This window comes from Bradyrhizobium sp. Ce-3, from assembly GCF_022835695.1.
In the GTDB taxonomy this organism is placed as follows: Bacteria; Pseudomonadota; Alphaproteobacteria; order Rhizobiales; family Xanthobacteraceae; genus Bradyrhizobium.
Map to the genome: position 1 here is coordinate 467,059 of NZ_BQUV01000006.1, position 26,210 is coordinate 493,268.

General features: G+C 65.7%; 23 protein-coding genes, 1 tRNA gene and 1 pseudogene. 13 read left to right on the forward strand and 12 right to left on the reverse strand.

The features are described from left to right. Positions 1 to 34: 34 nt before the first annotated feature. The 3 genes from BRSPCE3_RS22970 to BRSPCE3_RS22980 form a co-directional block, all read right to left on the reverse strand. Complete coding sequence (locus BRSPCE3_RS22970; RefSeq protein ID WP_244068504.1) at positions 35 to 1,024, reverse strand: NADPH:quinone reductase; 990 nt, start codon at positions 1,022 to 1,024, stop codon at positions 35 to 37. Continuing rightward, positions 1,021 to 1,803 (reverse strand): SDR family oxidoreductase, encoded by a 783-nt coding sequence (locus tag BRSPCE3_RS22975; protein ID WP_244068506.1) that lies wholly within the window; start codon positions 1,801 to 1,803, stop codon positions 1,021 to 1,023. The genes BRSPCE3_RS22970 and BRSPCE3_RS22975 overlap by 4 nt, the downstream gene beginning before the upstream one ends. A gap of 136 nt (positions 1,804 to 1,939) precedes the next feature. Further along, the gene (locus tag BRSPCE3_RS22980; protein WP_244068508.1) at positions 1,940 to 2,455 is read right to left on the reverse strand and encodes a CvpA family protein; all 516 of its coding nucleotides are present in this window, start codon (positions 2,453 to 2,455) and stop codon (positions 1,940 to 1,942) included. A 208-nt stretch (positions 2,456 to 2,663) separates the two neighbouring features. On the opposite strand from BRSPCE3_RS22980, the gene BRSPCE3_RS22985 reads away from it, so the two are divergent. Further along, the gene (locus tag BRSPCE3_RS22985; protein WP_244068510.1) at positions 2,664 to 2,837 is read left to right on the forward strand and encodes a hypothetical protein; all 174 of its coding nucleotides are present in this window, start codon (positions 2,664 to 2,666) and stop codon (positions 2,835 to 2,837) included. 154 nt (positions 2,838 to 2,991) lie between these two features. Here BRSPCE3_RS22985 and BRSPCE3_RS22990 read toward each other — a convergent pair whose 3' ends face one another. After that, complete coding sequence (locus tag BRSPCE3_RS22990; protein ID WP_244068513.1) at positions 2,992 to 4,599, reverse strand: GMC family oxidoreductase; 1,608 nt, start codon at positions 4,597 to 4,599, stop codon at positions 2,992 to 2,994. An 82-nt stretch (positions 4,600 to 4,681) separates the two neighbouring features. After that, positions 4,682 to 6,115 (reverse strand): aldehyde dehydrogenase family protein, encoded by a 1,434-nt coding sequence (locus BRSPCE3_RS22995; RefSeq protein ID WP_244068515.1) that lies wholly within the window; start codon positions 6,113 to 6,115, stop codon positions 4,682 to 4,684. A 327-nt stretch (positions 6,116 to 6,442) separates the two neighbouring features. On the opposite strand from BRSPCE3_RS22995, the gene BRSPCE3_RS23000 reads away from it, so the two are divergent. Beyond that, a tRNA-Met gene (locus tag BRSPCE3_RS23000) sits at positions 6,443 to 6,519 on the forward strand. An 80-nt stretch (positions 6,520 to 6,599) separates the two neighbouring features. On the opposite strand, the gene BRSPCE3_RS23005 is transcribed toward BRSPCE3_RS23000, so the two are convergent. Then, complete coding sequence (locus BRSPCE3_RS23005; protein ID WP_244068517.1) at positions 6,600 to 8,111, reverse strand: ATP-binding protein; 1,512 nt, start codon at positions 8,109 to 8,111, stop codon at positions 6,600 to 6,602. A 455-nt stretch (positions 8,112 to 8,566) separates the two neighbouring features. Between BRSPCE3_RS23005 and BRSPCE3_RS36085 the strand changes: the two genes are divergently transcribed. Continuing rightward, complete coding sequence (locus tag BRSPCE3_RS36085) at positions 8,567 to 8,692, forward strand: hypothetical protein (RefSeq protein ID WP_283843159.1); 126 nt, start codon at positions 8,567 to 8,569, stop codon at positions 8,690 to 8,692. A 19-nt stretch (positions 8,693 to 8,711) separates the two neighbouring features. Here BRSPCE3_RS36085 and BRSPCE3_RS23010 read toward each other — a convergent pair whose 3' ends face one another. Next, positions 8,712 to 9,143: a helix-turn-helix domain-containing protein gene (locus BRSPCE3_RS23010; protein WP_244068520.1), complete on the reverse strand. Its 432-nt coding sequence runs from the start codon at positions 9,141 to 9,143 to the stop codon at positions 8,712 to 8,714. A gap of 132 nt (positions 9,144 to 9,275) precedes the next feature. Here BRSPCE3_RS23010 and BRSPCE3_RS23015 point away from each other — a divergent pair, with 132 nt between their 5' ends. From BRSPCE3_RS23015 to BRSPCE3_RS23025, 3 genes are all read left to right on the forward strand, one after another. After that, positions 9,276 to 9,671 (forward strand): hypothetical protein, encoded by a 396-nt coding sequence (locus BRSPCE3_RS23015; RefSeq protein WP_244068522.1) that lies wholly within the window; start codon positions 9,276 to 9,278, stop codon positions 9,669 to 9,671. Between the two features lie 93 nt (positions 9,672 to 9,764). Then, the gene (locus BRSPCE3_RS23020) at positions 9,765 to 11,348 is read left to right on the forward strand and encodes an amidohydrolase (RefSeq protein ID WP_244068524.1); all 1,584 of its coding nucleotides are present in this window, start codon (positions 9,765 to 9,767) and stop codon (positions 11,346 to 11,348) included. 231 nt (positions 11,349 to 11,579) lie between these two features. Then, positions 11,580 to 12,869, forward strand: a complete 1,290-nt coding sequence (locus BRSPCE3_RS23025; RefSeq protein ID WP_244068526.1) for an MFS transporter — start codon at positions 11,580 to 11,582, stop codon at positions 12,867 to 12,869. A gap of 61 nt (positions 12,870 to 12,930) precedes the next feature. Here BRSPCE3_RS23025 and BRSPCE3_RS23030 read toward each other — a convergent pair whose 3' ends face one another. The 3 genes from BRSPCE3_RS23030 to BRSPCE3_RS23040 form a co-directional block, all read right to left on the reverse strand. Then, complete coding sequence (locus BRSPCE3_RS23030; protein ID WP_244068528.1) at positions 12,931 to 14,103, reverse strand: OpgC domain-containing protein; 1,173 nt, start codon at positions 14,101 to 14,103, stop codon at positions 12,931 to 12,933. A gap of 179 nt (positions 14,104 to 14,282) precedes the next feature. After that, positions 14,283 to 14,897: a TetR/AcrR family transcriptional regulator gene (locus BRSPCE3_RS23035; protein ID WP_244068530.1), complete on the reverse strand. Its 615-nt coding sequence runs from the start codon at positions 14,895 to 14,897 to the stop codon at positions 14,283 to 14,285. An 85-nt stretch (positions 14,898 to 14,982) separates the two neighbouring features. Continuing rightward, positions 14,983 to 16,320, reverse strand: a complete 1,338-nt coding sequence (locus BRSPCE3_RS23040; protein ID WP_244068532.1) for an acyl-CoA dehydrogenase family protein — start codon at positions 16,318 to 16,320, stop codon at positions 14,983 to 14,985. A gap of 59 nt (positions 16,321 to 16,379) precedes the next feature. Between BRSPCE3_RS23040 and BRSPCE3_RS23045 the strand changes: the two genes are divergently transcribed. From BRSPCE3_RS23045 to BRSPCE3_RS23065, 5 genes are all read left to right on the forward strand, one after another. Further along, a complete protein-coding gene (locus BRSPCE3_RS23045; RefSeq protein ID WP_244068534.1) occupies positions 16,380 to 17,477 on the forward strand; it encodes an asparaginase in 1,098 nt (365 codons plus the stop codon). A gap of 19 nt (positions 17,478 to 17,496) precedes the next feature. After that, positions 17,497 to 18,942, forward strand: a complete 1,446-nt coding sequence (gene xylB, locus BRSPCE3_RS23050; protein WP_244068536.1) for a xylulokinase — start codon at positions 17,497 to 17,499, stop codon at positions 18,940 to 18,942. A 207-nt stretch (positions 18,943 to 19,149) separates the two neighbouring features. Then, positions 19,150 to 20,673 (forward strand): sugar ABC transporter ATP-binding protein, encoded by a 1,524-nt coding sequence (locus BRSPCE3_RS23055; protein ID WP_244068538.1) that lies wholly within the window; start codon positions 19,150 to 19,152, stop codon positions 20,671 to 20,673. Beyond that, positions 20,666 to 21,703 (forward strand): ribose ABC transporter permease, encoded by a 1,038-nt coding sequence (locus BRSPCE3_RS23060; protein ID WP_244068541.1) that lies wholly within the window; start codon positions 20,666 to 20,668, stop codon positions 21,701 to 21,703. Before BRSPCE3_RS23055 ends, BRSPCE3_RS23060 begins: the two co-directional genes overlap by 8 nt. Positions 21,704 to 21,771: 68 nt before the next feature. Further along, positions 21,772 to 22,716 (forward strand): ABC transporter substrate-binding protein, encoded by a 945-nt coding sequence (locus BRSPCE3_RS23065; RefSeq protein WP_244068543.1) that lies wholly within the window; start codon positions 21,772 to 21,774, stop codon positions 22,714 to 22,716. Positions 22,717 to 22,740: 24 nt separating this feature from the next. On the opposite strand, the gene BRSPCE3_RS23070 is transcribed toward BRSPCE3_RS23065, so the two are convergent. After that, positions 22,741 to 23,418, reverse strand: coding sequence for a sigma factor-like helix-turn-helix DNA-binding protein (locus BRSPCE3_RS23070; protein WP_309296330.1), 678 nt, complete (start codon positions 23,416 to 23,418; stop codon positions 22,741 to 22,743). A gap of 39 nt (positions 23,419 to 23,457) precedes the next feature. On the opposite strand from BRSPCE3_RS23070, the gene BRSPCE3_RS23075 reads away from it, so the two are divergent. After that, positions 23,458 to 24,438: an AraC family transcriptional regulator gene (locus BRSPCE3_RS23075; RefSeq protein WP_244068545.1), complete on the forward strand. Its 981-nt coding sequence runs from the start codon at positions 23,458 to 23,460 to the stop codon at positions 24,436 to 24,438. Positions 24,439 to 24,501: 63 nt separating this feature from the next. Here BRSPCE3_RS23075 and BRSPCE3_RS23080 read toward each other — a convergent pair. Then, positions 24,502 to 25,471: pseudogene (locus BRSPCE3_RS23080) on the reverse strand (SDR family NAD(P)-dependent oxidoreductase). Positions 25,472 to 25,608: 137 nt separating this feature from the next. Here BRSPCE3_RS23080 and BRSPCE3_RS23085 point away from each other — a divergent pair. Further along, entirely contained in the window at positions 25,609 to 26,202 is a 594-nt protein-coding gene (locus tag BRSPCE3_RS23085) for a TetR/AcrR family transcriptional regulator (RefSeq protein WP_244068548.1), read from the forward strand. Positions 26,203 to 26,210: the final 8 nt, after the last annotated feature.

Consider the following 26,210-nt stretch of genomic DNA (forward strand, 5'->3'; position numbering starts at 1 on the left):
GTAAGAACGGGGAGAGGGAGAAGCGAGAGCAAGACTACCGCGCGCAGTTGACGATCACGGTGCCGATCTTGTCGCCCTTCTCGACGGCGAGATGGGCGTCGGCGGTCTCGGCCAGCGCGAATTGGCCTGAGATGTTGTGCACGCGGGTGCCCGACTCCAACCATTTGGTGATGTCGGCCTGTGCGGCCGCGAGCAGCGGCGGCGGCAGCGCGAACAGCACCAGCGTGCGCACCGTGATGCATTTCTCCATCAATTCGCGCACCGGCAGCACGGGCGTGCGGTTGCCGTTGGTGGCATAGACCGCGATCGTCGAGTTCAACGCCATGATCTTCAGCGTGGTGGCGAGGTTGCCGCCGAAATCGACGTCGATCACGCGGTCGACGCCGCGGTTTTCGGTGAAGGCCATCACCTTGGAGACGACGTCCTCGGTCCGGTAGTTGACGACCGTGTCGGCGCCGGCAAGCCGCGCCTCGACGTCCTTGACTTGCGAGCTCACCGTCGCGATCACCCGCGCGCCGCCCCACTTGGCGAGTTGCACGGCATAGTGACCGACCGCGCCGGCGCCGCCGGTGACCAGCACGGTCTGTCCCGCGACCGGACCGTCGGCAAACAGCGCGCACCACGCCGTCATGCAGGGGATGCCGAGCGTCGCGCCGGCCGCGAACGACACGTCCTGCGGCAGCGGCGTCACCAGATAATCGGCAAGCGTGATGTATTCGGCCGCGGTGCCGAAGGCGCGACCGTTGCGCTGGCCGTTGAACAGCCAGACGTGGTCGCCGACCGCAAAGCGCGTCACGCCTTCACCGACCTGGTCGATGATCCCGGCGCCATCGCTGTTCGGAATCACGCGGGGAAATTCCATCGCACGATAGTTGCCGCTGCGGCGGCCGACATCGGCCGGATTGACGCCGGAGGCCTCGAGCCGAACCCGGACTTCGCCGGGGCCGGCCTCGGGCGTCGGCATCTCGCCGACGGTAAGCACCGTCGGCGCCGCGCCGGTTCGTTCGTACCAGACGGCCTTCACAGCGTGCCTGGGAAGGCACCGCCATCGAGCAGCAGGTTCTGCCCGGTGATGAAGCCGGCCTTGGCGCCGCACAGGAAGGCGCAGGCGTAGCCGAATTCGTCGGGATGGCCGAAGCGGCCGGCGGGGTTCAGCTTGGCGCGCTCGGCCAGCACCTGGTCGGCCGAGATGCCGCGCTTTTCAGCTTCAGGCTTGGCGGTGCCGCGCAGGCGGTCGGTGTCGAACGGGCCCGGCAGCAGGCCGTTGATGGTGACGTTGTTGATCACGGTCTTGCGCGACAGGCCGGCGACGAAGCCGGTGAGGCCGGCGCGGGCGCCGTTGGACAGGCCGAGAATTTCGATCGGCGCCTTCACCGCGGCCGAGGTGATGTTGACGATGCGGCCGAACTTGCGCGCCATCATGCCGTCGACGGTCGCCTTGATCAGCTCGATCGGCGTCAGCATGTTGGCGTCGATCGCCTTGATCCAGTCGTCGCGGGTCCAGTTGCGGAAGTCGCCGGGCGGCGGGCCGCCGGCATTGTTGATCAGGATGTCCGGCTCGGGGCAGGCCTTGAGCACGGCTTCGCGTCCCGCCGGCGTCGTGATGTCGCCGACGATCTCGGTGACGGTGACCGACGGATGGGCCTTGCGGATCTCGTCGGCGGTCTGCTTCAGCGCTTCGGCGCCGCGCGCCGTCAGGGTGACATGCACCCCCTCATTGGCGAGCGCGATCGCGCAGGCGCGGCCCAGTCCCTTGCTCGATGCGCAGACGATGGCCCGGCGGCCTTTGATTCCAAGATCCACGAGTTCACTCCCTATGATGTCGGGTTGGTTTGTAAAGTTTCGCTGGCGCCAGTCTAGCCAAGCCCGGCGGCGCCGGTAAGGGAGGTGCAATGCATAAGTGCATGCCGGGTCGGAACAGGCCGGTGAGCGCGGTGGGTTAGATGCGCTGCTCGCGCCGCAGCCGCTCGATCGCCATGGTGGCTTCGGGCGGCAACGAGCGGAATCCGGCCTGTCCGGCCGCGGAGAACCACGGCCGCAATTGCGATCCGTTGAGGAATTGCGGCTGCCTGGCCAGCGGCACCAGTTGATCGAACACCAGCACCAGCGTGGTCACGACGAGGCCGACCCTGATCGCGCCGAGCAGTGCGCCGCCGAGCCGGTCGCCGATTCCGATTTGCGCGCCGATGGTGTCGTCGAGCATCGTCCGCGCCATCTTTCCGAGGATGACGCCGATCAGAAGGAAGAGGCCGAACAGCAGCACCCCGTTGGGCGGAAACGGCGACGACGGCAGCGTCGCGATGTGGGGGCCGATCATCGCCAGCGCCGCGACCGCAAGCGGCATGGCAACGAGATAGGCCAGGATGGTGACCGCGCTGCGCAGCAGGCCGGTCATGAAGCCGGTGACGACCGCGAATACCAGCCCGAGCGTCACGACGATGTCGAAGAGGTTCATGGAGGGATTCCTGCCCCAATCTCCTAAAGCATGATCCGGAAAAGTGCGAAGCGGTTTTCCGAAAAGATCATGATCAATCAAAGAGCTAAAGCGCGATGACGATTCAACCTGATCAGATCGCGCTTTAGCGTCCCCCGGTTGATCAAAGCTGCTTACATCAGGGACAATTGTCGCTATCGCGCGTCCTCTTCAATCCGGGAACCTGCCGATGTCCGACCTATTCGAGGTCAGTAAAGAAATCATCCTCATCACCGGCGCCGCGCAGGGGCTGGGCGACGCTGGAACGACGAGTTGCTGCGACAAGGTCCGCCGCGGCGTATCGGTCCCTGCTTTCGCAGGGACGACGATACGCGACTTCGGAATAATAGAAAGATATCGCTGAGTTGCCCGACGTGTCAAGTCGCGGTGTTCCCGGCAGCCGCCGCCGTCTACTGTGCATGGGGTTGTTTTCGATATTTTGGCAGCGCGCCCCTGCAGCGGCAATTTGGTGGGGTGGGCAAGGGCGCTCTCGCGCCGTGCCCACTCCATGTATTTGGTTATCCCGCCCGCATCTCCGCCTTGATCATGTCGGCGGCCTTCTCGCCGATCATGATGGTCGGCGCGTTGGTGTTGCCGCCGATCAGGGTCGGCATGATCGAGGCGTCGACCACGCGCAAGCCTTCCAGCCCGTGCACGCGCAGCTGCGGATCGACCACTGCGAGCGGATCATCCGTGCCCATCTTGCAGGTGCCGACCGGGTGATAGACCGTGTCGGAGCGCGCCCGCAGGATGTTGCGGATGTCGTCGTCGGTGCGCACGTCAGCGGTGAACATGTCCTTCTGCTGCAGGGCGCGCAGCGCCGGCGTGTCGAGCAGCCGCTTCGTCATCTTGAAGCCCGCGACCATGGCCTCGACGTCGCTGTCCTCGCCGAAGAAGTTTGGATCGATCGCGGGGGCCGCCAGGGGATCGGCGCTGTTCAGCCAGACGCTACCGCGGCTCTTCGGGCGCAGCAGGCAGACATGGCAGGAGAAGCCGGTGCCCCAGCGCGGCTTGCGGCCGTGGTCTTCCACCATGGCCATGCAGAAATGCAGCTGGATGTCGGGGACGTCGAGCTCGGCTTGCGTCTTCAGGAAGCCGCCGCATTCGGCGACGTTCGAGGTCATCGGGCCGCGCCGCTCGCGCCGATATTGCCCGATGCCCTTGATGATCCGCCCGATGCCGCCCCACGACAGTCCCGAGAAATAGGGAGCGTCGGAAGCGAAGCCGAACACGAAATCCGGGTGGTCCTGCAGGTTCTGCCCGACACCCGGCAGATCATGCACGCCGGCGATGCCGTGCTTGCCGAGCGCGGTGGCGTCGCCGACGCCCGACAGCATCAGCAATTGCGGCGACTGGAACGCACCGGCCGACAGGATGACCTCGCGCCGCGCGCGCAGCACCTTCTTCTCCTTGCCTTGCATGTATTCGACGCCGACCGCGCGCTTGCCCTCGAAGACGATGCGGGTCGCCTGCGCCTGCGTCTCGATGCGCAGATTGGGCCGGCGGCCCATGTGGGGATGGATATAGCCGCGCGCGGCGCTCCAGCGCTCGCCGTTGCGCTGGGTCACCTGGTAGATGCCGAGGCCTTCCTGTTCGGCGCCGTTGAAATCGTCGCGGATCCGGAACTGGGCCTCGCGTGCGCCCTGCAAGAACATCTCCTTGACCGGATTGTCGGACTGCAGGCTGGTGACGTTGAGCGGTCCGCCCTTGCCGTGGTACTCGCCGTCGAGCTCGGTGTTGTGCTCCGAACGCTTGAAGTAGGGCAGCACGTCGGCGTAGCTCCAGCCGGCGTTGCCGAGCGACGCCCAGTGATCGTAGTCGGCGCGATGACCGCGGATATAGACCATGGCGTTGATCGCGCTCGAGCCGCCGAGCCCCTTGCCGCGGGGCTGATAGCCGATGCGGCCGTTGAGGCCCTTCTGCGGCACCGTGTCGAACGCCCAGTTGTTGAGCTTGCCCGAGAGCATCAGGATGATGGCGCCGGGCGTCGTCACCACCCAATTGTCGTTGTTGCCGCCGGCATCGAGCACCGCCACCGAGGTCGCCGCATCCTCCGACAACCGCCCCGCCACCGCGCAACCGCCGGAGCCAGCGCCCACCACCACGAAATCAAATGTGTCAGTCACGTATGTTTCCCCCTGTTAGTCGTCATTCCGGGGCGCGCGCAGCGCGAGCCCCCGGTGCGCAATTGCGCACCGGGAATGACGGCTACGACAACATCCGCATCACTTTCTCCAGCCGCGCGATCTTCGCGCCATAGGGCGGATAGAGATCGGCGAGCCGGTTGAAGCGCGAGCGGTAGAACACCGGTTTCAGCTTGGTCAGCGTCTTGAACCCCCATTCGCCGTGATAGGCGCCGCTGCCGGAGGCACCGACGCCGCCCATCGGCTGATAGGCTTGCGCGAAATGGAAGAGGCAGTCATTGACCGTAACGCCGCCGGACACCGTGCGTGCCAGCACCTGATCGCGCGCGGCGTTGTCGGTGCCGAACCAGTACAGCACCAGCGGACGGTCGCGCCTGTTGATGAAGTCGATCGCGTCGCCAGCGTCGCGATAGCCGATGACCGGCAATAGCGGCCCGAAGATCTCCTCCTGCATCACGGTCATCTCGGGCGTCGCATCGACGATGACGGTCGGCGGGAATTTGCGCATGCCCTTCCACTCGGGATCGTTCGGCGCCGCCTGCTGCATGATGGTCGCGCCCTTGGCGGCAGCGTCGGCGACAAGGCTCTCGAGCCTTGCATAATGCCGGTCCGAGACGATCGAGGTGTAGTCCGGATTTTTCGGATCGGTGCCGAACATGTGCTGCATGTGGCCCTGCAGCCGCAGCGCGAGCGGCTGCACCGAGGCCTGCGGCACCAGCACGTAATCGGGCGCGATGCAGGTCTGGCCGGCATTGAGCAGCTTGCCGTAGGCGATGCGTTGCGCGGCTTCATCGATGTCGGCGGAGCCGTCGACGATCACGGGCGACTTGCCGCCGAGCTCGAGCGTCACCGGTGTCAGATTGCGGCCGCAGGCTTCCGCGACCAGCCGGCCGATTCGAGTGGAGCCGGTGAAGATCAGATGATCGAACGGCAGCGCGGCAAAGGCTTTTGCGATCTCGTCGTCGGTATCGGTGACCGCGAGCTCGGCGGTGTCGAATTTCTTGGCGATGACGTCCATCAGCAGTTCGGCGAAGCGCGGCACCAGCTCGCTTGGCTTGATGATGGCGCGGTTGCCGGCTGCGATCGCGGCGACCGCGGGCGCCAAGGTCAGCTGCAGCGGATAATTCCAGGGCGCGATGATGCCGACCACGCCGAGCGGCTGCGGCATCAGCCGGTTCCTGGCCGGGGCGAACTGCACCGTGGTCGGGACCTTCCGCGGCGCCATCCAGCCTTTGAGGTGCTTGGCGGCATGTTTGATCTCGCCGAGCACCAGCATGGTTTCGGCGATCGCGGTCTCGACGGTGGAGCGGTGGCCGAAATCGGCCGAGATCGCCGCCTCGAATCGCGCCTCGTTCTCGGTCAGCGCGGCGCGCAGGCGGCGCAGCCGGTCGAGCCGGGCCTGCAAACTCGGCGCCGGCTCGCTGCGCGACAGCGCGAACTGGCGGTGAAAGGCCTCCTCAAGCGCATAGAGAGCCGGGCTCTTCAACGGCCGGTCCATGGCGTTCCCCCTCGGCGTTTCCCCTTGGATGACATTTTCTTGACGGCTTTGTTGGGCGCCAAGCTCCGCTTTTGCGCGCGTTCTGGCAAGAGCCGGTTCCCGGCGGTAAATTTGCCAGGAAAACCGGTGGGTTCGACGTCACAAAATCCTCAAAAACCCGCATCCGGGGCTTTCCAAACCCCCCTCACGTTGATACATACCCCTCGCACCCGACGGCTTCGGCCCGGGTCGCCTTCTCAGGAAGCCTCCGGACGGATCGATCGGCGCCATCTGATGCGTTGGCCGACCGGCTCGGGCACTCTTTCTGAAAGGCGCGCAACGGTTTAACGCGGGGTGGAGCAGCCCGGTAGCTCGTCAGGCTCATAACCTGAAGGTCATAGGTTCAAATCCTATCCCCGCAACCAAATCTCTCGACCGGCAGAGATGAAAAAGCCCGCCTTCCGGCGGGCTTTTTCGTGTCGGTCTCTCTCTGTCCAATCCCGGATTACGGCGGCGAGCTGCTGCAGCCCGCTTCCGCCGCCGCATCATCTGCATTCGGGTCGGCCGCCGCCGTCGCCCAGGCGAGTTCGACCAGGGTCACGGTGCGCCGGCCGGCGCCGTCGAGCTGGCAGACGATCAGGCCTTGCTCCTCGATATAGGTCAGAAGGTGCCGCGCACGGCGCAATGAGTGCGTGCCGTAGGCGCGGGCGATCGCGGCATCGCTCGGGCAGGGCCAGCCTTCCTTCGCCGCGCGCGCGATCATCATGAAGACGCCCTGCATGTCCTCGGGCAGCAGCGCGGCCCGCAGCGAGACGTCCTGCCAGGCGTCGTCCTCCGCCATGTCGGCACCGAGCCCGGCGCGCGCGCGCGTCAGCATGCGGCGAAACTCGGTCAGCTCCGGCACGACGGCACCGAGCCCTTCGATGCGGCAGCGGACCACGAACTCCTGATAGAGCACGCCGATGGCGCGGAAGCCCGCGTCGGGCTCGGCGAGGATGGCGCGCAGGATGCGGTCCAGCCGCTCGCGCCGTTCGGCCAATTGCTCGGCGCTCGGCGGCGGTTCGGCGGATTCGGGATCCGGCTCCGCGGGCTTGGCGGCCATCAGCTGGCTGAGCAGGTCGGGCGACGGTGCCCGGCGCGGCGGCCTCGCCGTTGTTTCCGGCGGCGGGGCTGCGAGGATGATGGCGCGTGCGTCTTCCAGCGCCGCTTCAGGCAGCGGCATCAGCCGCGGCGCCGCGTTGCGCGGCTGGGTGTCGGTCGGACCGATCCGCAAGCCGAGCGGACGGCGCGACAGCGCGGGACCGAGCGCCATGAATTGTCCGCGCTCCAGATCGCGGAAGGCCTCCGCCTGCCGCCGCTCCATGCCGAGCAGGTCGGCGGCGCGCGCCATGTCGATATCGAGGAAGGTGCGGCCCATCAGGAAGTTCGACGCTTCGGCCGCGACGTTCTTGGCGAGCTTCGCCAGCCGCTGGGTCGCGATGATCCCGGCAAGGCCGCGCTTGCGGCCACGGCACATCAAATTGGTCATCGCGCCGAGCGAGAGCTTGCGCGCTTCGTCGGACACTTCGCCGGCGATCGCCGGCGCGAACAGCTGCGCCTCGTCGACCACCACCAGCATCGGATACCAGTGGTCGCGCGGGACCTCGAACATGCCGCCGAGGAACGCCGCCGCCCGCCGCATCTGGTTCTCGGCGTCGAGCCCTTCGAGATTGAGCACGGTGGACACGCGGTGGATCCGCACGCGCTCGCCGGCGACCTGCAGGCTGCGCTCGGTATGGTCCTCGGCGTCGATGACGAGGTGGCCGAATCGCTCGGCCAGGGTCACGAAGTCGCCTTCGGGATCGATAATTGTCTGCTGCACCCAGGGCGCGCTCTGTTCCAGCAGCCGGCGCAGCAGATGGGATTTTCCGGAACCGGAATTGCCCTGCACCAGCAGGCGCGTCGCCAACAGCTCCTCGAGGTCGATGGCCGCCGCAGCGCCGGCCGTCGTCTGTCCCATCTCGATCGCTACGGTCATCTGCCCCGACTCAAATTGTCCTTGCGGAGACGCGGCTTAACAAGCCGGTCGCGCCCCGTCGAGCGACCCGCGGCAACATCCCCAGCTACGGCGGCGGACGCAGGCAATCTGGAAACCCGTTCACCGCGAAGCCGCTGCAGCGGTGCCTGGACGCCTCGGCAAGACCAAGGGCCATGTGTCGGAAGATCGGGAACCGTTTCTGAACGGTTCAACGATGCGACCGGCATCGGGAATGTTTCCCGATGCACGCGCGAGTGGCGTTCCATTCTTTTCTCGGCGAAGCCGCAGGCCATCGGCTACACGCCTGGCGTCGTCACCAGCAGCCCGAACGACACGCGGTTTGAATCGCTGCGCATCCAAGGTTTCCAGCCGCTGCTCTATCTCGACGGCATGCAGATGCCAGCAGCAAAACGTTCGGTCACGCAATCTTCCTGGCGCCAGTGCTGCTCTGCGCCGTGATCGCCTTTGGATCGATCTCCGCATTGCTCGGCGACGGCATCTGGGACCAGGCTTCATGGCTGGCGCTCGCCGTGCCGCTGGTCGTGATCGCCTTCTGCGTCAGCCGGCGCGGCAATCGGTAAGCAGACCGGTCGAGCGCAATTATCGTTGCGCGTTCCGCGCGGACGGGTGCGCCGATGCCAGGTAGGTCTCGCCACCGCCACCGTGCTGAGCGCTTCGCCGCGGCTCGGGCGGTCGCCATGCAATGCCCTGTTCGGCGAGCAGATTGTTTCCCCACTCGGCCAGCGGGGTCAGCAGCGCAACAAGCTCGAAGCCCCTCTCCGTCAGCGCGTAGATCGATCGTTCGGATGAAATCTTGCGCTGCCGGACCGCGCCGTCGGCGATCAGGTCCCGCAGCAGGCTGGACAAGACTTGCTGTCGAACGCCCACGATCGAGTTGCGCAATTCGCCAAAGCTGAGTTCGTCGAGCGAGAGGAGATGAAGCACGCGAACCTTCCACTTGCCCGAGACGATCTTGAGGACCGTCTCGACGGGGCAGGGATCCGGGGCGGGGCGCTTGCGATGGTAGGCCATGGTTTCCTCGGTCAGAAATTAATGTGTCTGGCTGGTCCATGATTGATGTGGGACCATGAAACGATCGGAACGGCACAACCAGCCTACCATCGCCTACGGATATTTCTCGCAAGGTCCTTCATGGGTAAATCGATGAGCGGTCGGATACTCAATCTGCTTCTGTGGGCGGGCGTAGCCTACTTCTGCTGCATGGCGGTGGCGCACTTCTTCGGAATTAAAGTGCCGATCCTGTTTATCTACTACGATACACCCTATTACGCCTATCAGGACAAGATCATCTCGTTCGCGGTGGTGGCCTATATCTGCGTGTTTGTCTCCGCCGCGCGTTCGGGAGAGGTCATCTTCGCCTTGGTCGCGATCTGGGTCACGGTTCTTGGTCTCTGCGCCGTCAATCTATCCGACGCGCTGCACAGCGTTCTCAGCGGCCAGTCCACGCTGCCTTACTGGCTGCAGACCGCCGCAATCGCGGTCTACGCCCTGTGCCTCACTATTTTCTGGCGGCAGCCGCGAAACCTCTCGGCGCACTGAGGGCCAGGCACGATGATGCGGCCGGAACTGATCTTCCATAATGGAAACGTGTTCACGGCGGATGCCGCTGCGAGTCGCGCCGAGGCGATTGCGGTGGCCGGCGGCACCATCGTTGCCGTCGGTCGCGATCTCGACGTCAAAGGCCTGGCCGGTCCCGGAACCAGGATGGTCGATCTTGGCGGCGGCATGCTGTTGCCCGGTATCGTCGACGTGCACAACCACCATCTCCGTGGCGGGCAAGCCGACCTCTATGAATTGAAACTCTTGCCGACGATGTCGTTCGATGCGGTGCTCGAAGCTGTGCGCGCGCGATGCGCGACGACCAAACCGGGCGAGTGGGTCTTCGGCGGCATCTGGGGAAGTCAACTGGTCGAGGTGATCGGCCGCGCAAGTTCGCTGGCGGCGCTCGATGCCGTTTCCGGGGCGCATCCGGTGATGCTGCGCGACGACAGCCAGCACAACCGGTGGGTCAACTCTCGTGCGTTGGAGCTGATCGGGATCGACGCCGGCACCCCCGATCCGCAGGACGGCCAAATCCTGCGCGATGGGGAGACAGGGGCTGCGACCGGGCTGTTGCTGGAGCGAGCCTCGGGGCTCGCCGAGCAGGCGGTCGAGCGAAGCATCCCGGATCTCGCGGAGCGCAACAAGGCTTCGTGCCGCCGCGCGGTTGAAATTCTCAACGGCTTCGGCGTCACCGCCTTTCAGGATGCGACCACGACGCTCCCGTTCCTGGAGGCGCTGGCCGCGCTCGATCGCGCGAATGAGCTAAATGGCTGGTGCGTCGCCTCGCTGCCCGCGCAGCGGACGCTGTCGGGCGCCGATCTCGTCGGCGACGCGCTGATCGTGCGCCGTGAGGCCTATCGCACCCGCCACGTCCGCCCCGATTTCATCAAGCTGTTCATGGACGGGGTGCCGACGACGCGTACCGCTGCCATGCTCACGCCATACCGCGCCACGCGCTTGCAAGGCTGCTGCTTTTGCGGCGATCCCTTGATCTCGATTCCCGATCTGGTGCGGTGGATCGCAAAGGCCGAAAAGCATCGGATGCGGGTCAAGGTGCATTGCACCGGCGATGCCGCGGTTCGCGATACGCTCGACGCCATTGACGTCGTGCGCAGCTTCAACGGACCCGGAAACGGCGCCGGTGCTACGCACCAGATCGCGCATGCGGGGTTCGTCGCCCCCGCCGATATCCCGCGCTTCCGCGCACTCGACGTCGCAGCCGACCTGTCGCCGATCATCTGGTATCCCGGCCCGATCCAGCAAGCCATCCGCGCGGCGATACCGGAGGATCGCGCCGACTGCTATTGGCCGCTTCGCGATTTCCACGCCGCCGGCGCGTTGATGGCGGCCGGATCGGATTGGCCGGTTGTGGCTAATCCGGACCCCTGGCTCGGGATCGAAGGGATGATCACGCGCCGCAATCCGCGGGGCGGATATGATGGCGCGCTTTGGCCGGAGCAGGCGCTCGATCTCGAGACGGTGCTGCGCGTCTATACCGTCAACGCGGCGCGGGCGATGGGCTTGTCCGATCTCACCGGATCGATCGAAGCCGGAAAGTCGGCGGATTTCATCCTGGTCGATCGCGACTTGTTCGCGATTGCGCCGGAACTTCTATCGCAGACCGAGGTGCTTTCGACATGGTTCGAGGGCCGTCAGGTTCACGAGGCCGGATGAAAGCTCGCGCGTGGCTGGCTTGAAAGTGCCGCCTGGAAGATGACGTGTCCTTCACGGCTTTCGGCAGCGCCGCTTGAGAAATTCTAGCCGCCGTTCGAATTTGGCGAGAAGGCACGGTCCTTGAACGGCGCCGCTATTCTCGTGCCGGATACCTCCGTCCCGTTTGCCGGTGATGTCGCCTCGCGCAAACCTCGTCATAGTCATCAGCACAGAAGAAACGTGCGAGGAAACATGACTGAGAGCATCGTTGATGCCGTAGCGCCGTCGGTCGCGGCGCCTGGAGCGGTGTCGCCGAGAAAAATATTCTGGGCGACCTGGTTCGGCTGGATGCTCGATGGCTTCGATTCATCGATGTACGCCTACATCCTGGTCAGCGCGCTGAGCGAATTGCTGCCGGCGAGCGGAATCGAGCCGAGCAAGGCCAATATCGGCATCTATGGCGGCCTGCTGTTCTCGATCTTCATGCTGGGCTGGGCCTGCTCGATGGTCTGGGGCTGGGCCGCCGACCGTTATGGGCGCGTCAGGATCATGTGCTGGACGGTGCTGGTCTACTCGCTGTTCACGGCGTTGTGCGGGCTTGCGACCGGCATCGTGATGTTCGCCTTGTTTCGCTTCGTTGCCGGCTTCGGCATCGGCGGCGAATGGGCCGCGGGCACGCCGCTGCTGCAGGAATCCGTGCCGGAGAATACGCGGGTGCGGCTCGCGGGGTGGCTGCACACGGCAACGCCGACCGGGCTGTTCCTCGCCGCCGCCGTCACGCTCGCGATCGGCAGCACGCTCGGCTGGCGCGGCATGTTCCTGCTCGGCATTCTGCCCGCGCTGCTGATTGCGTATCTGCGCAGCAACATTCCCGAACCTCAGCATAGCGGGTCGCGCGAGCGGCCCTCGGTCTCGGCCTTGTTCACGGGCGATCAGGCGCGCACCACCTGGGCCGCCGCGCTGATGATGGCCTGCATCATCTTCGGCCTGTGGTCGTCGAACTTCTGGGCGCCCACGGTGATTTCGTCCAAGTTGGTCGCAGCCGGCGCGACGCCGGCGCATGCCCAGGAGATGGGCGCGGTGGCCGGGCTGATCACCAATGTCGGCACGCTGATCGGCTGCCTTCTCGTGCCATGGATCACCGGCTGGCTCGGCAGCCGGCGCCGCACCGCGGTGCTGTTCTTCATCGGCGGGCTGATCTCGGTCGTGGTCAGTTATGAAGTCGCGATCGAATGGCTCGACAGTTTGACGCTGTTCATGGTGCTGCTGCCGGTGCTCGGCTTCTTCACCAACGGCGTGTTCGGCCTGTTCACGATCTGGCTGCCGGAGATGTTTCCATCCGCGCTGCGCGGCTCGGGCTCCGGCTTCGCCTTCAGCATGGGCCGCGTGCTCGGTGCCGCCGGCCCGACCTTGATCGGCACGCTCGCCGCCCGCACCGGGAGTTTCCCGCTGGCGATTTCGATGCTGTCGCTGATCTATGTGATTGGCCTGCCGCTGATCGCCCTGGCGCCGGAGACCGCCGGCAAGCCGCTGGCGAAATAGCTGATGCCCCGGACCTCGCGCGCGGCCGGTCTGGCCGCGCTCCGTCGCAGACGAGACGGCGCTATTCCGCCGGCTTCGCCGCCACCGGCGTCTGCGCGGCTACTTGTGGCTTCGCGGGCGCCTTGTCGACCTTCTTCGACCAGGAGCGGTAATAGGCCAGCACGGTCATCAGCACGATACCGACCACGCTGACCACGATCTGCATCCAGAGGCTGCCGGAGACCTCGACCAGCAGCACATGCGCGATCACGGCGAGGAAGACGCCGGAGCAGAACACCTCGAGCGATTGCTGGCCGCATTTCAGCATCGGCTGGAAGATCGGCCATTCGTATCCGGCCCATTCGCGCGGCAGGAAGCGCGTGACGAAAAAGGCGAGGACGACGAAGTGCAGCACGCGATAGGGCGCGAGGTTGGTCTTGTCGTTCGGATTGAAGGCGTCATAGAGCCAGGCCGGCATCGCCTGACCAAGCTCCGGGAAGCGGCCCGCCAGCGTCATGACCAGGGCGAACAGCAGGTAAGCGCCGCCGAGCCAAAGGAAGGCGCGCGAGCGGATGAAATCGATCGATTCGCTGGCGCCGCCGAGCGCGAACCAGCCGCCGAACACGAACAGGAATTGCCAGCAGAACGGGTTGAAGTACCACGTGCCGGACGGATAGGCCGGCAGATTCCAGCCGAAATGGCGTGCCGCGAGATAGAGCAGGAACGAGGCCAGCAGCGTCAGATTGAGCTTGCGCAGCATCGCCCACAGCACCAGCGGATAGAAGAGCATCAGCGCGATGTAGAGCGGCAGCACGTCCATGTTGACCGGCTTGAACGCCAGGATCAGGCCCTGATAGAGCGTCTCGGCGGGGTTGTGCATGAACCCCGCGACGTTGAATTCATTCTGCAGGTTCGGATCGTGATAACGCTGCGAGAGATAGCCGATCTCGGCGATGTAGATCACGAACAGCAGGACGTGCGCGACATAGATCTGCCAGGCCCGCTTGATCAGGCGGGTGGCGCCGATCACGGTGCCACGCTCGAGCATCATGCGCGCATAGACAAAGGATGCGGTGTAGCCGGAGATGAACACGAACAGATCGGCGGCGTCGCTGAAGCCGAAATTCTTCTGCGTGATCCAGTTCACCGCATTGTTCGGGATATGATCGAGATAGATCGCCCAGTTGGCGAAGCCGCGCAGCAGATCGAGCCGGTAGTCGCGGCCACGCGGCGGCAGAACAGCCTTGACGTCCATCGGTTCGCTCCCATCCCAATGCCCGCGCGTCCCGCCGCGGGTCGCCCACCGCGTCATACTAGAACATGAATTCGACAGCTGTGTATTGGTTTTCGGGGAAGGATGATCTCAGCAGCAGGTCAAACAACGCTGAATTTGGATCAAATCGTTTGGGCCGCGGACCCGCGCTCGTCATGGGGCTAACGCTGAACGAATCCGTTGTGCAGCGTGGTGAACAGCGACTTGCCCTTCTTCACCAAATCGTATTTGCGGCCGTAGAGCAGCCAGACCGCGGTGAGGTGGCACATCCCGCCCATCATCAGCGACATCGCGGTGTAGGGATCGAGGTTGCGGCGGTAGATGCCGGCGCGGCTAGCCTGCTTGATCAGCTGCACGTAGCGCAGCGCGTATTTGTCGACCGACTTCTTGATCCGCGGCTCGGCGGCAAGGACGCTCGGCCAGATCTCCAGGAAGAACACGCGGCCCCAACTCGGGTTGTCCTTGATGTACTGAAAGTTGGTCAGGAAGATGATGCGGAGCTGCGCGGCGGGGTCGCCGCCTTTCACCAGCAGCGGCTCGGTCTTCTGATACAACGCTTCGAAATTGCCCTCGGGCACGTCGAGCACCAGCGCGCGCTTGTCCTCGAAATAGTCATAGAGGCTGGAGAGCGGTACCTTCGCCGCTGCGGCGATGTCGGTGAGCGAGGTGCCGTCGATGCCTCGCTGGCCGAACAGCTTGGTCGCCGCCGAGAGGATCTGCTCGCGCCGGTCGCGGCTGCGTTGTTGCTTGAGCTTGAGCGTCGTCCCCGATGCCACTTCCTTCTCCCATCCCGCAAAAACAGTAAGGCAGCGGAAGTGGATCACCAAGAACTATTGCAACATAAAGTGGCAGACGCCGTTGTCAGATTGGCGCGTTCCGCCGCTCATGGTTGCGGAACGCGTTGCGGGCGATGATCTGGCGCATGATCTCCGATGTGCCATCCAGAATCCGCACCACCCGCGTTTCCCGCCAGATCCGCTCGATCGGCAGGTCCCTGGAATAACCGGCACCACCGAACAGCTGCATGGTGGTGTCGGCGACCCGCTGCACCATGTCGGCGCCGGTATATTTCGACAGCGCAGCCGCCGCGGTGCGGGCGGCGGCATCGCCCTGGTCATAGCGCCAGGCCGCCTCATAGGCGACAAGGCGCGCGGCATGCAGCGCGCTCGCCATGTCGGCGATCTGCCACTCGATGCCCTGATGGTCGCGCAGCTTGCGTCCGAACGTCTCGCGCTCAGAGACATGATCGAGCGCGTAGTCCAGAAGCTGGCTTGCCGCGCCGACGCAATAGGCGCCCCAATGCGTGCGCCCGGCATCCAGGCACCGCATCGCGATGGCAAATCCCTCGCCCTCCTGGCCGAGCAGGTTTTCCCGCGGAACGCGGCAGTCCGCGAAGATCACCTCGGCATGAAGAGAGCCGCGGCCGGCGGCCATCTCGACCAGGCGGCCGATGCCGAGGCCCGGTGTCTTTGCGTCGACGACAAAGGCGGCGATGCCCTTCGCGCCCGCCGACGGATCGAGCGTGGCGAACACCGTAAAGACTCCGGCGACCGGCGCATTGGTGATATAGGTCTTGCGGCCGTCGAGCACGTAATGATCGCCGTCCCGCCGCGCCCTGGTCTCGATGCGGGCGGCATCGGATCCCGCGTTCGGCTCGGTCAGCGCGAAGGCGCCGATCATCCGTCCGCTGGCGAGCTCGGGCAGGTAGTAGTCGCGAACCGCAGGCTGCGCGTAGAACTCGATCGCCTTCGAGCCGATATGCACGTTGACCCCGCTCAGATAGTAGAAGGCGGTATGCGCCTTCGCCAGCTCCTCGATCGCGAGGCAGCTGCCGAGCATCGAGAGCCCGAGCCCGCCGAATGCTTTCGGCGTGTTGGTGCCGAACAGTCCCATCCGCCGCAGGCCGGCCATCGCGCTGTCCGGCACCACACCGGTCGCCTCGATGGCGGCATCATGGAGCTGCAGCTCGCTGCGCACGAATTCGCGCACCCGGCCTTGCAGGGCACGGAGATCGTCGGGAAGCTCGAAATGCATGGCACACCTAAATTCGAAGAATCTTCGAAAATGTTGGGCCGTCATCCCGGAGATGTCAAGAATTTGGGCGCGCGCCGAAGAACAAGGCTGCCGGCCGGACGACACCGCGGCGGCGGGAAAAGCGGGAACCCTTGCCGACGGCGGCTCCGCCGCAAGTTTGTCCATTTCTTGCGCGACAAAACCACGAGTTGTGAGTAGATAGTTTGTCACTGGGGGAAGAAATGATGCTGCACTCGCTTCGATCGACCCGCTTCGCACCTGCGATCGTCGGCCTCGCCGCAGCTCTTATGATCGGGCTTGCCTCGCCGGCCACTGCACAGCAGTCGCCTGCCGGTGGCGCGCTGGCCCGCGTGCTCGTGCTCGGCACCGGTGGCACCATCGCAGGCCAGGCCAACGCGCGCGCCGGCAATGCCTATGATTCAGGCAAGGTCAGCGCAGCGAACCTGATCGCGGCCATTCCCGGTATCGACCAGCTCGCCCAGATCTCCGCCGAGCAGATTTCCTCGATCGGCTCGCAGGACATGAACGACAAGGTCTGGTTCGACCTCGTCAAACGCATCCGCGCGGCGATCGACAACAAGGAGGTCGACGGCGTAGTCATCACCCATGGCACCGACACGATGGAAGAGACGGCGTTCTTCCTGCAAAACGTGCTGGACACCGATATCCCGGTGGTGCTGGTCGGCTCGATGCGGCCGTCGACCGCGATCGGCGCCGATGGGCCGGCCAATCTTTACGACGCGATGCGGGTTGCCTCCGCGCCGGAATCGCGCGGCCGCGGCGTGCTCGTGGTGCTTAACGACACCATCCATGGGGCGCGCTGGGTGCAGAAGACCAATACGACCAGCGTCCAGACGTTCCGCTCGCCCGATGCCGGGCCGGTCGGTTATGTCGACACCGGCTCGCTGCGCTTCCTGGCGGCGGCCCCAACCAAGGGTGCCAAGCTGAAGCTGCCGGACGCACCGCCGCTGCCGCGGGTCGACATCATCTATTCGCACGCCAACATGGATGCCGCCGAGGTCGAGGATGCGGTCAAGCGCGGCGCCAAGGGCATCGTGCTGGCCGGCGTCGGCGACGGCAATTCGTCGAAGGGCGCGATCGATGCACTGGCGTCGGCGGCGAAGCAGGGCGTCGTGGTGGTGCGTTCGACCCGGGTCGGTTCGGGCTACGTCAACCGCAACGTCGAGGTCGAGGACGACAAGCTCGGCTTTGCGGTCGCGCTCGATCTCAACCCGCAGAAGGCCCGCGTCCTGCTCGCGCTCCTGATCGCCAACGGCATCACCGACCCCAAGGCGGTGCAGCAGGCGTACGCCCAGCCGTGATCGAAAGACGTAAGTCACCATGTATCTCGGGATCGATCTCGGCACCTCGGCGGTCAAGACCGTGCTCGTCGACGGGGCGCAGCGCGTGGTGGCGAGCGGCAGCCGGGCGCTGACGGTGGCCTCGCCGCGATCCGGCTACAGCGAGCAGGATCCCGCGCAGTGGATCGACGCCACGTTCGCGACGCTGGATGCGCTGAAGGCCGATCATCCGGCCGAGCTCGCCGCTGTCGAGGGCATCGGCCTGTCCGGCCAGATGCACGGCGCGACGTTACTGGACGCCGATTGGAAGCCGTTGCGCCCCTGCATTCTCTGGAACGACGGACGCTCGGCCACGGAATGCGGCGAGCTGGAGCAGCGCTGGCCGGCGTTGCGGGCGACCACCGGCAACAAGGCGATGCCGGGTTTCACGGCGCCCAAGCTGTTATGGGTTGCCAGACACGAGCCGGAGATTTTCGCGGCCACAAGGCTGGTGTTGCTGCCGAAGGCCTATCTGCGCCTGGTGCTGACGGGCGAGGCGATCGAGGATATCTCGGACGCCTCGGGAACGTTGTGGCTCGATGCGGCGCGACGGGACTGGTCGGATGCGGCGCTCGATGCGACCGGTCTGTCGCGCCGCCAGATGCCGCGCCTCGTCGAGGGCTGCGCACCGGCGGCGCAGCTCTCGCGCGAACTCGCGCAACGCTGGGGCATGCGCAAGCGGCCGATGATCGCGGGCGGTGCCGGCGACAATCCGGCGGGCGCCGTCGGCATCGGCGCGATCGGGAGCGGCGCCGCCTTCGTCTCGCTCGGAACCTCCGGCGCGCTGCTGGTGCCGACCCCTACGATCGCCGCCAATCCGGAGCGCGCCGTGCACACCTTCTGTCATGCCGTTCCCGGGATGTGGATTCAGGCCGGCGCGATCCTCTCGGCCGCATCCTGTCTTGCCTGGATCGCGCGGCTGTTGCGGGCGCCAGAGGCCGAACTGCTGGCCCCGCTTGGAACGCATCCGCAAGCGCCGTCGCCTGTCAGCTTCCTGCCCTATCTGTCCGGCGAACGCACGCCGCACGACGATCCCGATGTGCGCGGCATGCTCGATGGTCTCAGCCACGGCACCGATCGCGACGCGATCGTGCAGGCCGTGCTCGAAGGCGTCGCCTTCGCGCTGGCGGATTGCCGCGACGTGCTGGCAGATAGCGGAATCGCAATCACCGCCGTGGATGCGATCGGCGGCGGCTCGCGTTCGCGGTTCTGGCTTTCGGTGCTGGCCAATGTCCTCGACATTCCGGTGCACCGCTTCGCCGATGGCGAAACCGGCGCCGCGTTCGGCGCCGCGCGGCTCGGACGCCTTGCGGTCACGGGCGAGGCGATCGAGGCAGTCTGCACGGCGCCGCAGCGGGTCGAGACGTTCGCACCCGACCGCGCGCTCGCGCAAGCCTACGCCGAGCGGCTGCCGAAATGGCGCAGCCTGTACCGGCCAGGGTACTGACGAGAGGCACTGACCAGAGGCGCTGACGAACGTCAGTGTGTCTGCGAGTGTCCGACAGTTCCACGGGGTGAATCCGGTTCCCGATTTGTGATCATCACAAGCTATTGCCCTGCGCTGCGGCGTTTTGTTTAATGCGCCCACGCGCGCGAGAAATCGAACACAACTTGCGGGTGTGACGCAACGCCGTCGGCGCAGTGGGGAGGCAAGATGATCGACCCGATCCTCGAGATGCGCCGGGTCTCCAAGTCGTTCTTCAGCATCAAGGCATTGCGCGGTGTCGACCTCACGGTCTATCCCGGCGAAATCCACGCGCTGATGGGCGAGAACGGCGCCGGCAAATCGACGCTGATGAAGATCCTGTCGGGCGCCTATCGGCCGGATCCGGGCGGCGAAATCCGCATCGAGGGCAAGCCGGTGAATTTCAACGGCCCGCATGCCGGCCGCGCGGCGGGCATCTCGATCATCTATCAGGAGCTGTCGCTCGCGCCCAATCTCAGCGTCGCGCAGAACATCTATCTCGGCCGCGAGGTCTCGCGGTTCGGAATCCTGGCGCGCGAGGCGATGGAGGCCGGCGTCGGCCCGATCCTCGAGCGGCTCGGCGCGGATTTCGCACCGTCGACGCTGGTGGCCGGCCTGTCGATGGGCCAGCGTCAGCTGGTCGAGATCGCCCGTGCACTGCACGCCCGCTCGAAGATCCTGATCATGGACGAGCCGACCACCGCGCTGTCGGCGGGCGAGAGCGAGCGGTTGTTCGGCCTGATCCGCCGGCTCCGCGCCGAGGGCCTCGCGATCATCTACATCTCGCACCGGATGGACGAGGTTTACGCGCTCGGCGACCGCGTCACGGTGCTGCGCGACGGCACGCTGGTCGGCTCGCTCGACAAGCCCGAGATCCGCGCCGACACCATCGTTCGCCTGATGGTCGGACGCGACGTCTCGTCCTTCTACAAGAAAGAGCACGATGCCGAGGCGGTGCATGGCGCCGCCGTGCTCGCGGCCGTCGACATCGCCGACGGAAGGCGCGTCAAGGGTTGCTCGCTGATCGTGCATGCGGGCGAGGTCGTCGGGCTTGCCGGCCTGGTCGGCGCCGGCCGCACCGAGCTCGCGCATCTGATCATCGGTGCGGCTGCAAAGACCGCGGGCCATGTCGAGATCGAAGGACGCACCGTCGACATCCGCAATCCCGGCGCGGCGCTCGAGGCGGGCATTGCCTACCTCACCGAGGACAGGAAGGCGCTCGGCCTGTTCCTCGACATGTCCTGCCTCGACAACATCAATCTTGCGGTGCTGGGTCACGATGCCAGGCCCGGCGGCATCCTCGATCGCGACAAGGCGCGCGACCGCGCGAAGAAGGCATTCGCGGCGCTGGGCATTCGCGCCGCCGACATCCGCGTTGCCGCAGGCGGCCTCTCCGGCGGCAATCAGCAAAAGGTACTGCTGTCGCGCCTGCTTGCCACCACGCCCAAGGTGCTGATCCTCGACGAGCCGACGCGCGGCGTCGATGTCGGCGCCAAGTCGGAAATCTATTCGATCATCGACAATCTTGCCAAGGCGGGCACCGCGGTGCTGGTGATCTCGTCCGACCTGCCCGAGATCATCGGCATCTGCGACCGCGTCATCGTGATGCGCGCCGGACTGATTGCCGGCGAGATCAAGCGAACCGCGACCGCGCCGCTCGACCAGGAAGAGATCATGGCGCTTGCAACCGGAATGGAGCGGCTCGATGCCTGATGACGGTGCTTCCGCGAAGGCCGCCACTGCGCCCGGCCTCGCCGCCGCGCAGGAGACGAGGCGTCAGCGCACGCGGCTGCTGATCCGCTCGGCAGGCATGCTGCCGGTGCTGGTGCTGCTGTGTTTTGGCTTTCATCTGTTGTCGGACGGTCGCTTCTTCACCGCGCAGAATCTCGGCATCGTGGTGCAGCAGGCCGCCGTCAACACCGTGCTGGCGGCCGGCATGACCTTCGTGATCCTCACCGGCGGCATCGATCTGTCGGTCGGCTCGATCCTGGCGGCCTCGGCGATGGCCGGGCTGATCGTCTCCAAGCTTCCCGACGTCGGCGCGCTGTGGTTGCCGGCCGCGGTGCTCGCGGGCGCCGCCTTCGGCATCCTCAACGGCGGCTTCATCGCGCTGCTGCGGCTGCCGCCCTTCATCGTGACGCTGGGCTCGCTCACCGCCGTGCGCGGCGTGGCGCGCCTGCTCGGCGCCGACACCACGGTGTTCAATTCGGAGATTCCCTACGCTTTCATCGGCAACGGCTCGCTGACGCTCGTTCCCGGCGTGCTGTCGATCCCCTGGCTCTGGGTGATCGCGCTGCTCGTGATCCTCGTCTTCTGGCTGGTGCTGCGGCGGACCGTGCTCGGCGTGCACATTTACGCGGTCGGCGGCAACGAAAGCGCGGCGCGGCTCGCCGGCATCAAGGTCTGGGCGGTGCTGATCTTCGTCTATGGCGTGTCGGGCCTGCTCGCAGGTCTCGGCGGCGCCATGCAGGCGGCGCGGCTCTATGCCGCCAACGGCCTGCAGCTCGGCCAGTCCTACGAGCTCGACGCGATCACCGCCGTGATCCTCGGCGGCACCTCCTTCGTCGGCGGCATCGGCTCGATCTGGGGCACGCTGGTCGGCGCGCTGATCATCGCCGTGCTGTCGAACGGCCTGATCCTCACCGGCGTATCCGACGTCTGGCAGTATGTGATCAAGGGCCTCGTGATCATCGGCGCGGTGGCGCTCGACCGCTACCGGCTGCAGGGCTCGGCGCGGACCTGACCCAGAATAAATCGGGTGCGGTCACTGGTCGCCGCGCCGGAGCTTCAAACAGACCAGGGAGGAAGCCAATGAAGACGATCTCATTTGCCGGCGCTGCCATCGTGCTCGCCCTCGGCTCAGCGCCGTGCTTTGCCAAGGAGCTGAAGTCGATCGGTATCTCGCTGGGCTCGCTGGGTAACCCGTTCTTCGTCGCCCTGTCGAAGGGCGCCGAGTTCGAGGCGAAGAAAACCAACCCCAACGTCAAGATCACGACGGTTGGCTTCGAATACGACCTCGGCAAGCAAGTCACCCAGATCGACAATTTCATCGCCGCCGGCGTCGATCTGATCCTGCTCAACCCGGGCGATCCCAAGGCCGTCGGACCGGCGATCAAGAAAGCGCAGGCCGCCGGCATCATCGTCGTTGCCGTCGACACCGCAGCCGAAGGCGCCGATGCCACGGTGACCACCAACAACGTCCAGGCCGGCGAGATCTCTTGCCAGTACATCGTCGATAAGCTCGGCGGCAAAGGCGATGTCATCATCGAGAACGGGCCGCAGGTTTCCGCCGTGATCGATCGCGTGGCCGGTTGCAAGAACGTGCTCGGCAAAAGCCCCGGCATCAAGGTGCTGTCCAGCGACCAGGACGGCAAGGGCTCGCGCGAAGGCGGCCTCACCGTCGCGCAGGGCTACCTGACCCGTTTTGCCAAGATCGATGCCATCTTCGCGATCAACGATCCGCAGGCGATCGGCACCGATCTCGCCGCACGCCAGCAGAACCGCAGCGGCATCGTCATCACCGCGGTCGACGGCGCCCCCGACATCGAGGCCGCGCTGAAGGATCCGGCTTCGCCGCAAATCCAGGCGTCGTCCTCGCAGGATCCGTTCTTCATGGCGCGCCGCGCGGTGCAGATCGGCGTCGGCCTGCTCAACGGGCAAAAGCCTGCCTCGACCGTCGAGCTGTTGTCGTCGAAACTCGTGACGCGCGATAACATCGCCGAGTACAAGGGCTGGACGTCGAACCGTTCGCAATAACGGGCAAGACATGGCGGCGGCGATTCAGGAGACGTTTGCGCGGGTGACCGTCAGCTTGACGCGGGCCGCTAGCAGCGTTTCGCGCGCCGCCGCCTCGCGAGCGGCGCGCCGTGCTGCGAGCAGGTGCGCGCGGGCTGCTGCGATGCGCGACATCACGCTGGTGACGGGAACGCCGGTGACCTCGGCGATCTCCTTGTAGGACAGATCGATCACGTCGCGCAGAACGATGACCTCGCCGAGCGGCGCTGGCAGTTCGTCGATGAGTTGCCGGATTGTCGGTGTGTCGCCGCGACCGAGCTTCTCGCCGCGTTTCTGGACGACTTTAGGTCCGAGCTTCTCCTGGCAGACAGTTTTGAGGATCGCGAGCAGCCACGGCCGGATGGCGGTGCCGCGAAAGCCGTCGAACTGGCGCAGCGCGCGCTGGTAGCAGTCCTGCACGGCCTGTTCGGCGTCCGCCTCGGTTCGCATCAGCACCTGGGCGAACGCATAGGCATCGTCGAGCCATGGCAGCGCGGCCTCACGAAACTGCTGCGCCGTTTTATTCCCGGCTTTCGCGCTTCGCATCATAGGGTTGCATCTCGTGAATAGCTTTACCGTCAATCGGCGGAGTGGTATCAGGCTCCCCGCCGGAGTCGTGGACCGTCGCGCCAAGCGTAGGGACAGCAACGACATGCGCACGCCGGGCAGAACGCGATCGTTCATCGCCCCGTTTCGGTCGATCGCGCTTTCGGAGCACGGATCATGTCCGAGACACAGGTGCCCAACCGGTTCTCGATTTTCCATCACGGCCTGGCGAAAGGGCCAGCCTATGAGGCGTGGCGCGAGGGCATTTGCCGCGGCTTCTGCCGGCTCGACGTCGGACCGGCCGACGACGTCAGCATCGATTGCCACAACGAATTCACGCTGCTGCATTCGGTCGCGATCGCAACGCCACGCGGCGGCTCGGCCCGCTTTGCCCGCACCCGCGCACTTCTGGACGACGGCTGCGACGACCTCGTGCTGATTTTTGCGACGCGCGGCACGGTGCAGGTCACACAAGCAAGCACGTCGATCGAGCTCAAGCGCGGCCAGATGTGCCTGACCGAAATGAATATCGTCGGCACCGCCGATCTCACCCAATCCGGCAGCTTTACGACGACGCGGTTTCCTCGGCGCCTGCTGCTACAGGTCGCGCCATCAGTCGAGACGCAGCTGGCGCGCCCGCTCGGACGGGAGCCCGCCTTGAGCGCGATGATTGAGCGCTATTCGGCGCTCTGCACCGAGCTTGCCGACGATCTGGACATGCCGGGCCAGCAGGCGGCGGCGTATCATCTGGCCGATCTGGTCGGTCTCGTGCTCGGTAGCAGTGCCGAGAGCAAGGAATTGGCTGCGCGGGACGGATTGGCGAAGACGCGGCTCGATCTGATGAAGGCCGACGTGCTGAAGAATCTCGACAATGGCAGGCTGACGATCGAGGCGATCGCCAAGGCGAATGCGCTGAGCACGCGCCAGGCGCAACGCTTGTTCGCGTCCGAAGGAACCACGTTCTCGGAGTTTGTGCTCGAGCAGCGCCTGCTGCTGGCGCGCCGACTGCTGCTGCACGCGCAGGGCGCCGGCCGCAAGGTCAGCGATATCGCCTATACGGTCGGCTTCAACGACCTGTCCTACTTCCACCGCGCATTCCGCAGGAAGTTCGGTATCGCACCGGCGGAGATGCAGATGGAACTGGGGCGCCAGCATTGAACCGCTTTGATCTGACAATCGCGGCCGACGCAGACTGCGTTCTGCATCGGCCGCGGCACGCCGTCAGAAGCGTTCGCCGACCATCTCCTCGCTCTTCGCCCAGAGCGCCTGGGCGCGCGCCGGATCGAGTGCGTAGGACCGGACGCCGGGGCTCACCGGGCTGATCGGTCCATCGGTGATCTCGGACACCTGGCAATTCTCGCAATAGCGTCCGCCGACCTTCTCGACCGGCGCGACAAATGCCGCCCAGACCGAGGTCGCGGCGCCTTGCGGAATCGTCTTCCATTGGAACGGCGGTTGGCCCTGGGTGGCCAGTTGGGCATTGATCTGCGCGACCAGCGCGTCGAGTTCGTTAGGCGCCATATGGCGGCCGAGCTCGGTCCTGATGCCGCCCGGGTGCAGCGCCGTCGCGCGCACGCCGCGTGCCTTGTGCCGCCGGTCGAATTCCACCGCGAAGAGGATGTTGGCGGTCTTGGACCGGCCATAGGCGATCATCGGCTCATAGGGCGTGCGCGCGAAATTCGGATCGTCGAGATCGACATCCGAATAGCGATGGCCGGACGAGGCGACGTTCACCAGCCGTCCGCCAGGCGCGATCAGCGCGGCGATGCGATTGGCCAGCACGAAATGGCCGAGATGGTTGGTGCCGAACTGCGTTTCGAAACCGTCGGCGGTGTGCCCGAACGGCGTTCGCATCACGCCGGCGTTGGCGATCACGGCGTCGAACGGCCGTCCATCGGCGACCAGCGCATCCGCACAGGCACGCACGGCTCTTCAGCGAGGCGAGGTCGAGTTCCACCAGCGTGAGGCTGCCGCCCTTCGCGGCCTGGGCACGAACCTCGCTGGTGGCGCGCTCCGCCTTGGCGAGATCACGCGCCGCGCCGACCACCTCGGCGCCATGAGCCGCCAGCACGCGTGCCGTCTCCACGCCAAGCCCGGCCGAGACGCCGGTGACCAGCACACGTTTTCCGCTCAGATCGATCCCCGCCAGCACCTCATCGGTGGTGGAGGTCGCTCCGAAATGGTCCGCCATCGTTCTTCTCCTTGATCTGTGAGCACAGCTCTCCCGTGTCGGCAAACCATTGTTTACCAACTGCTTTTCTGATAAGAGGAGACTGTCTCCGTTTTAAATACGGAGACACTCTCCGTTTATCAAGGGGCCTCTGCAACGTGGTCGATGAAAAGCCCGTACCCAGCCGCAAGCCGCGCGTTGACGCGCAGCGCAATCGCGTCCTCCTGCTGGAGACCGCGAAGGCCGCTTTTGCCGACAAGGGACCGGGAGCCAGCCTCGATGAGATCGCACGGACCGCGGGTGTCGGGGCCGGAACGCTCTACCGCCACTTTCCGACCCGTGACGCGCTGATCGAGGCGGTCTATCGCAACGAAACCGAGCAACTGGTCGCCGCCGCCACGCAATTGGCCGAGACCCATGCGCCGGTCGGTGCCTTGCGCGAATGGTTGCTGCTGTTTGTCGATTACATGGCCGCCAAACGCGGAATGCAGGAGGCGCTGAATTCGCTCGTTGGCGGCACGTCCGAACTGTATTCGGCATCCACGGAACAGATGAAGCGGGCGATTGCGCAGTTGCTCGACCGTGCGGCCGAAAGTGGCGACATCCGCTCTGATCTCGACGGGTTCGATCTGCTGCGCGCACTGGCCGGCGTCGCGAATTTGGGAGCCGGACCGGATGGCATGCAGGCCGCCAGGCGGATGGTCGATATCCTGGTTGCGGGCATGCGGACGTCAGCGCCTTCGCCCGAGTGACCGCTGCT

What these genes read in the sequence shown, in the direction of transcription:
- BRSPCE3_RS22980 (WP_244068508.1), bottom strand. Translation starts at nt 2,455, where the DNA reads ATGAACCTCTTCGACATCGTCGTGACGCTCGGGCTGGTATTCGCGGTC.
- BRSPCE3_RS23060 (WP_244068541.1), top strand. Translation starts at nt 20,666, where the DNA reads ATGCCTGATGACGGTGCTTCCGCGAAGGCCGCCACTGCGCCCGGCCTC.
- BRSPCE3_RS22985 (WP_244068510.1), top strand. Translation starts at nt 2,664, where the DNA reads ATGTCCGACCTATTCGAGGTCAGTAAAGAAATCATCCTCATCACCGGC.
- BRSPCE3_RS23045 (WP_244068534.1), top strand. Translation starts at nt 16,380, where the DNA reads ATGCTGCACTCGCTTCGATCGACCCGCTTCGCACCTGCGATCGTCGGC.
- BRSPCE3_RS23015 (WP_244068522.1), top strand. Translation starts at nt 9,276, where the DNA reads ATGAGCGGTCGGATACTCAATCTGCTTCTGTGGGCGGGCGTAGCCTAC.
- BRSPCE3_RS23070 (WP_309296330.1), bottom strand. Translation starts at nt 23,418, where the DNA reads ATGAACGATCGCGTTCTGCCCGGCGTGCGCATGTCGTTGCTGTCCCTA.
- BRSPCE3_RS23005 (WP_244068517.1), bottom strand. Translation starts at nt 8,111, where the DNA reads ATGACCGTAGCGATCGAGATGGGACAGACGACGGCCGGCGCTGCGGCG.
- BRSPCE3_RS23025 (WP_244068526.1), top strand. Translation starts at nt 11,580, where the DNA reads ATGACTGAGAGCATCGTTGATGCCGTAGCGCCGTCGGTCGCGGCGCCT.
- BRSPCE3_RS23040 (WP_244068532.1), bottom strand. Translation starts at nt 16,320, where the DNA reads ATGGACAAACTTGCGGCGGAGCCGCCGTCGGCAAGGGTTCCCGCTTTT.
- BRSPCE3_RS22995 (WP_244068515.1), bottom strand. Translation starts at nt 6,115, where the DNA reads ATGGACCGGCCGTTGAAGAGCCCGGCTCTCTATGCGCTTGAGGAGGCC.
- BRSPCE3_RS23075 (WP_244068545.1), top strand. Translation starts at nt 23,458, where the DNA reads ATGTCCGAGACACAGGTGCCCAACCGGTTCTCGATTTTCCATCACGGC.
- BRSPCE3_RS23030 (WP_244068528.1), bottom strand. Translation starts at nt 14,103, where the DNA reads ATGGACGTCAAGGCTGTTCTGCCGCCGCGTGGCCGCGACTACCGGCTC.
- xylB (WP_244068536.1), top strand. Translation starts at nt 17,497, where the DNA reads ATGTATCTCGGGATCGATCTCGGCACCTCGGCGGTCAAGACCGTGCTC.
- BRSPCE3_RS23055 (WP_244068538.1), top strand. Translation starts at nt 19,150, where the DNA reads ATGATCGACCCGATCCTCGAGATGCGCCGGGTCTCCAAGTCGTTCTTC.
- BRSPCE3_RS23065 (WP_244068543.1), top strand. Translation starts at nt 21,772, where the DNA reads ATGAAGACGATCTCATTTGCCGGCGCTGCCATCGTGCTCGCCCTCGGC.
- BRSPCE3_RS23010 (WP_244068520.1), bottom strand. Translation starts at nt 9,143, where the DNA reads ATGGCCTACCATCGCAAGCGCCCCGCCCCGGATCCCTGCCCCGTCGAG.